Genomic DNA, 6728 nt, shown 5'->3' with positions numbered 1-6728 from the left:
CAAGCATTAACTGCTTTGCAAGATGGATTGAAATAATTTCATAGTTTTAAGTTACTGAGATTCTAAGTTTCTAAGTTTTGTTAAAGCTAAGCATCTTAGAATCTTAGTTGCTTTAAAAAGAGTTCGAGTTACCGCGATACTAAGTTTTTTAAAGACTTAGTGTCTTAGTAACTTAGTGTTTTTAGAATCTTTTAAAAAAATATATAATGAAAAAAGGTATCTTATTTCTTTTTTTGATGGCAGGAATATTGGTAAACGCCAATGTCAAAATGCCGCTGTTGTTCTCTGACGGAATGGTTTTGCAACGCAACAAAACGATTCCAGTTTGGGGCTGGGCAGATCCGAACGAAAAAGTTGAGGTGCGCTTCAACAAACAAATCAAAACCATTCAAGCCGATAAAAATGGAAAATGGATGATTGGTTTAAATGCTGAAAAAGCAGGAGGCCCATTTGAATTAACCATTACAGGAAAAAATAAAATCGTCATAAAAAATGTTTTGGTTGGTGAAGTTTGGATTTGCAGCGGTCAATCCAACATGGAATTTCAGATGTATAAAACGATGGATTCCAAAAAAGAAATGGCGGATTCCGATTATCCGATGATTCGCCAGTTTTTAGTAGCTCAGGACTTAAGCGGATCTCCGAAAGCAGATTTAAAAGCTGGAAAATGGGCAGTTTCCAATCAGGAAAACATTCGTGATTTTACAGCGGCAGGTTTCTTTTTTGCTAAAAAATTATATGCCGAATTAAAAATCCCAATTGGTATTATCAATACTTCATGGGGCGGAACTTGTGTCGAAACCTGGACAAGTCGTGAAGCTTTCGAGAAAAGTGACGAATTCAAAGATATGATTGCCAAGGTTCCTTCAGTAGATATGGACGCTATTTTTGAAAAGTATAAAAAATCACTTTTAGATAATATCAGTAAAATACAGGGTTTTGATGTGCATCTCACAAATGAAGATCAGTTTAAGGAATTTGATTTTTACGACAAAAATTGGCCAGAAATTAAAGTCCCTTCTCTTTGGGAAAACCAACAAATAGGGAATATTGATGGAATAGTTTGGATGAGAAAAACGATCATTTTGACGGCTGAACAAGCCAAAAAAGAAGCCACGCTGTATTTATCTAAAATCGATGATGAAGACCAAACATATGTAAACGGAGTGCAAGTAGGAACTAATAATCTTTGGGACAAACAAAGAGTTTACAAAATTCCGGCAAATGTTTTAAAAGAAGGAACAAACATTATTGCAGTAAGAATTACAGATTACAGTGGTGGCGGTGGAATTTACGGCGATCCAGCTGATCTAAAAATTGATTTTAAAGATTCAAATTTGTCTCTTGAAGGACTTTGGAAATTCAATGTGGTCCAGGTTAAAATGTCAGTTTCACCAAACAGTTACCCTTCGTTGTTGTATAACGCCATGATAAATCCATTGATTCCGTATGCTTTTCAAGGCGTTTTATGGTATCAGGGCGAAGCCAATGTTACTCGTGCAGCTCAATACAAAAAAGCTTTCCCTTTGATGATCACCGATTGGAGAACCAAATGGAATCAGGGCAACTTCCCATTCTATTTTGTACAATTATCAACCTTTGATGAGTTTGGTGGAAATAGTGCCAAAGGAAGTCGTTGGGCTGAACTTCGCGAAGCACAAACGGAAACACTCAAATTGCCAAACACAGGTATGGTCGTATCAACAGATATTGGAAACGCCAAAGACATTCATCCAACGAACAAACAAGATATCGGTAAACGTTTTGCTTCTATCGCGTTGAATGATGTATATGGCAAAAAACAAATTTGTAGCGGACCAATGTTCGAATCGATGGAAATTAAAGGAAACCAAATCATACTTTCATTTGCATCAATCGGAACTGGTTTATCAACTTCTGATAAAAATGGAATATTAAAAGGTTTTGAAATCGCAGGAGCAGACAAAGTTTTTTACCCAGCTCAAGCCATTATCAAAGAAAACAAAGTAATTGTTTCCAGTGAAAAAGTGTCAACACCAGTAGCTGTACATTATGGTTGGGCAGATGATGATACTGAGATCAATCTTTTCAACAAAGAAAACTTCCCAGCATCGCCTTTCAGAACTGATAACTGGGAAATGGTGACCGCCAGAGAAAAGTATAACGTTAGTAAGTAACGAAATTTGGTAAAATAGTAATTCAATTCAATAGGTTTTACACCCAGTTTGTCATTCCGTAGGAATCTCAAGTTAGTTGTTTATGTTGTGTGAGATTCCTACGGAATAACAATATTGTGTAAAAAATATGTTTGGCATTTTAGGAAAATAAGCAATTCCAATAACCAATAATTATTAATAAAAATTTTTTGAAAGAAGTAATTATGAAAAAGTTAATCTTGTTTTCTATATTTTCAATGTCGCTTGCAATCCATGCTCAACAACAAAAAAGCAACACTGAGAATTATAGCAATCCAATATTTGCAGGAGATTACCCAGACCCTTCAATAATAAGAGATGGAGAAGATTACTATATTGTCCATTCATCTTTCAATTATTATCCGGGTTTACTCATTTGGACTTCCAAAGATTTAGTCAATTGGAAACCTGTTACTCATGCCCTCAAAAAAAGCGTTGGTTCTGTTTGGGCTCCGGATTTGGTCAAATACAACAACAAATTTTACATTTATTTTCCTGCCAACGAAACCAATTATGTCGTTTGGGCAGATGCTATAAATGGCCCTTGGAGCGATCCAATAGATTTAAAAGTCGGCAATATTGACCCAGGACATTTTGTTGATGAAAAAGGGAACAGATTCCTTTATTTCAGTAACGGCGGTTATGTGCCAATATCCAAAGATGGATTGTCAGTTATTGGTGAGTTAAAGCATAGTTATGACGGTTGGAAAATCCCAACTGACTGGTCAATCGAGTGTTTCTGTATGGAAGGGCCAAAAGTCTTAAAGTACAAAGATTACTATTATCTCACAGTTGCCGAAGGTGGTACAGCAGGTCCAGCCACAAGTCACATGGTCATTTCAGCTCGTTCTAAATCTCCTTTAGGACCTTGGGAAAACTCTCCAAATAACCCAATTATCCGAACCAATGACAGCTCCGAAAAATGGTGGTCAAAAGGCCATGCCACAATAATTGATGACGTCAAAGGTAATTGGTGGATGGTTTTTCATGGTTATGAAAACGGTTACTATAACATGGGCCGTCAAACCCTTTTGCAACCTGTAGAATGGACTGCTGATGGTTGGTTTAAAATCAAAGACAAAACTAAAACCGATGGCGTCTTAAAAAAGCCAGCAGGTAAATTTGTCAAAAGCAATTTCTCGCTTTCCGATACTTTTTCGAGTACCGAACTGCAGCCACAATGGCAGTTTTTTAATGAGTATGATGCCAACAGAATTCAATTTTCCCCAAACGGATTAACCATTAAAGGAAAAGGGAAGGGTATTGGCGAAAGCTCTCCTTTGTTGTGTACTCCTTCGGATCATTCGTATACCGCGCAGGTTGAGGTCGAAATCGAAGGCAATGCATCGGCGGGACTTATTCTTTTTTATGACAGCAAATTGTACACCGGTATTGCTGCCGACAGCCAAAATATTGACGCGATACTTAGATCTTGGCAGTTTCCAACTCAAAAGGGAGTAAATAAAAAGCATTTGTTTCTTCGCTTAGAAAAGAAAGAACAACTCGTAAATATGTTTTATAGTATCGATGGTAAAGATTGGTCAAAAATCGAAAATTCAGCCGAAGTTTCCTCATTCAATCATAATGCACTAAGCGGATTTATGAGTTTAAAATTGGGGCTTTCTTCAGTTGGCGAAGGTCAGGTTACTTTTAAAAATTTTGTGTATCTTCCGAAATAAAAAAAGGATAAATGCATAAGTTTCAAGGCAAATATCGTGTGGAAACTACCAGAGCAAAATGGTGGGATTACAACAATGAGGGAAGTTATTTTATCACAATTTGTACCAAGAACAGTGAATATTTATTTGGTCATGTAAAAGATGGTGAAATGATTTTAAATGAATATGGCAAAATTGTTTCTGATTGCTGGTTCGATTTACCCAATCATTATTCTAATATTGTTTTAGGCGCATTTCAGATAATGCCTAATCATATTCATTGTATTGTAGGCGTAGATAATTCCAAAATAATTGATACGGTAGAGACGGGTTTGAAACCCGTCTGTACGAAATCCGTCTGTACGCATGATGGGGATGGTAAGGATGAGATTTCAAATATTACGGTAGAGACGGGTTTGAAACCCGTCTGTACCAAACCCGTCTGTACTGTGGATGATAATTCAAATAAGGTTCACGGAGTATTTGAATTTATTCGGGCATTAAAATCATTTTCATCCAGAAGGATTAATGAAAGGAGAAATTCGAAAGGAGTTTCTAATTGGCAAGAAAGATTTCACGATCATATAATCAGAAATGAATCTGAATATTATAGAATAGAAAATTATATTATAAATAATCCAAAAAAATGGGATGAGGATTGTTTTTTTAAATAGGTGCCACGTAGAGACGGGTTTAAAACCCGTCTGTACTGGAAATGTGTTGATGATTCGTGTTTCGAATTATATGTAATGAAATTGCGTGTAGAGACGGGTTTGAAACCCGTCTGTACGAAACCCGTCTGTACTGAAATTCGTCGGTGCTGTACAATCCGTATAATCAATAGATAATACAATAGAAATTGTTTTGAATAAATCATATTATGAAAAAGTTATATGTAGTTTTCGTCATTTCCCTTTTTTATGGGAAAATATTAGCACAATCCAATCATGTTTTATGGTACAATCAACCCGCAGAATTCTTTGAAGAAACCCTAGTTTTAGGAAATGGAAAAATGGGAGCCACCGTTTTTGGCGGAGTAGAGTCAGATAAAATCTATCTGAATGATATTACGCTTTGGTCAGGAGAGCCCGTGTATCCTCTTATGAATATGGAAGCGCATAAAAACTTACCTGCAATTCGTGATGCATTTAATAAAGAAGATTATAAGTTAGCGGAGGAATTAAATAAAAAAATTCAGGGAAAAAATTCCGAATCGTATGCACCTCTTGGGACATTAGAAATAAATAATCATCATGATGGAAAAGTTTCTAATTACCATAGAGAATTAGATATCTCAAATGCAACTTCCAAAGTCAGTTATGAAATTGATGGCGTAAAATATACCCGTGAATATTTTGTTTCTGCTCCAGATCAGATAATGGTAATTAAATTAACCAGTAGTAAAAAAGGAGCTTTAAATTTTGATGTGCAATACAGTAGTTTGTTAGAGTCAAATGTTGAATTAAAAAAAAATATTCTTACTCTGAATGGACGAGCTCCAATGCATGAAAATCCCGGATATCATAAAGTTATAGAGTGCTATCTCCCAGTATTTCCCACAGAAGCACAAAAGGCGGAGATGAAAAAAGCAGCTTTAAAAGAAAAAAGTATTATTAGAGGAACACGTTTTACTTCTTTATTAAAAATTAAAAATACTGATGGAACAATTGTTACTACAAATAGTACTTTAGGTCTAAAAAATGGTACGGAAGCTATAATTTATGTGTCTGTAGCTACCAGTTTTAAGGGATTTGAAGTAAATCCATCAGTGGATGGAGTTGCTGAGCCTATTGCGAAAAGTAATTTAAACAAAGCTTTTTCAAAATCATTTGATAAATTAAAACAATCACATATTGTCGATTATCAAAAATTTTATAATCGAGTTACTTTAGATTTAGGCAAAACCACCGCTCTGGATTTGCCTACAGATGAGCGTTTATTGCGTTATGCTGATGGTAATGAAGATAAAAATCTAGAGGTGTTATACTTCAATTTTGGTCGTTATTTGCTTATCAGTTCCTCAAGAACATTGGGAGTACCTGCTAATTTACAAGGGCTTTGGAATCCATATCTAAATCCACCTTGGAGTAGTAATTATACGATGAATATTAATCTGGAAGAAAATTATTGGCTTGCCGAAAATACCAATCTTTCCGAAATGCATCAGCCACTTTTAGGCTTTATCAAAAATCTTTCAGTTACTGGAAAAGTTACAGCTAAGACTTTTTATGGCGTTAACGATGGTTGGGCGGCAGCACACAATTCAGATATTTGGGCAATGAGTAATCCGGTGGGACAATTCGGAAAAGAAGATCCTATGTGGGCATGTTGGCCAATGGCTGGCGCTTGGCTTAGTACTCACATTTGGGAACATTACATTTTCACCCAAGACGAAAAATACTTGAAAGAGGAAGGCTATCCATTAATGAAAGGCGCGGCCGAATTTTGTATGGGTTGGCTTGTAGAAGATAAAAATGGAAATTTAATTACAGCACCATCGACTTCGCCTGAAAATCAATATAAACTGGCAGATGGTTTCGTTGGTGCAACTTTATATGGCGGAACAGCCGATTTAGCAATGATTAGAGAATGTTTTGATAAAACAATCAAAGCAGCTAAGATTTTAAATATTGATGCAGATTTTGTAAAAAAGATGGAAGCAGATTTAGCTAATTTACATCCGTATCAAATTGGTAAAAAAGGAAACTTACAGGAATGGTATTACGATTGGGACGATAATGATCCAAAACATAGACATCAATCGCAATTGTTTGGACTTTTTCCTGGAGATCATATTTCACCTTCAAAAACTCCTGAATTGGCTAATGCTGCTAAAAAAACATTAGAAATAAAAGGAGACGAAACTACAGGTTGGTCAAAAGGTTGGAGAATCAAT

At 35.7% G+C, this 6728-nt stretch carries 4 protein-coding genes; all 4 read left to right on the top strand.

What is annotated here, in order from left to right; all coding sequences use genetic code 11:
- Positions 1-206 precede the first annotated feature (206 nt).
- Positions 207-2156, top strand: coding sequence for a sialate O-acetylesterase (locus VLC96_RS06445; protein WP_325261468.1), 1950 nt, complete (start codon positions 207-209; stop codon positions 2154-2156).
- Positions 2157-2359: 203 nt separating this feature from the next.
- Complete coding sequence (locus tag VLC96_RS06440; RefSeq protein ID WP_325261467.1) at positions 2360-3853, top strand: family 43 glycosylhydrolase; 1494 nt, start codon at positions 2360-2362, stop codon at positions 3851-3853.
- A gap of 11 nt (positions 3854-3864) precedes the next feature.
- Positions 3865-4506: a hypothetical protein gene (locus VLC96_RS06435; RefSeq protein WP_325261466.1), complete on the top strand. Its 642-nt coding sequence runs from the start codon at positions 3865-3867 to the stop codon at positions 4504-4506.
- 206 nt (positions 4507-4712) lie between these two features.
- A partial coding sequence (locus VLC96_RS06430) for a glycoside hydrolase family 95 protein (protein ID WP_325261464.1) occupies positions 4713-6728 on the top strand: 2016 nt, incomplete at its 3' end.

The organism is Flavobacterium sp. (assembly GCF_035456085.1).
GTDB lineage: Bacteria > Bacteroidota > Bacteroidia > Flavobacteriales > Flavobacteriaceae > Flavobacterium.
Note: the sequence above shows the minus strand (reverse complement) of the source record. Positions and strands in the feature narration are given on the sequence as shown.

Bases quoted from the DNA above. Each gene is read 5' to 3' on its own strand.
- VLC96_RS06445 (WP_325261468.1), top strand. From the start codon at position 207: ATGAAAAAAGGTATCTTATTTCTTTTTTTGATGGCAGGAATATTGGTA.
- VLC96_RS06435 (WP_325261466.1), top strand. From the start codon at position 3,865: ATGCATAAGTTTCAAGGCAAATATCGTGTGGAAACTACCAGAGCAAAA.
- VLC96_RS06440 (WP_325261467.1), top strand. From the start codon at position 2,360: ATGAAAAAGTTAATCTTGTTTTCTATATTTTCAATGTCGCTTGCAATC.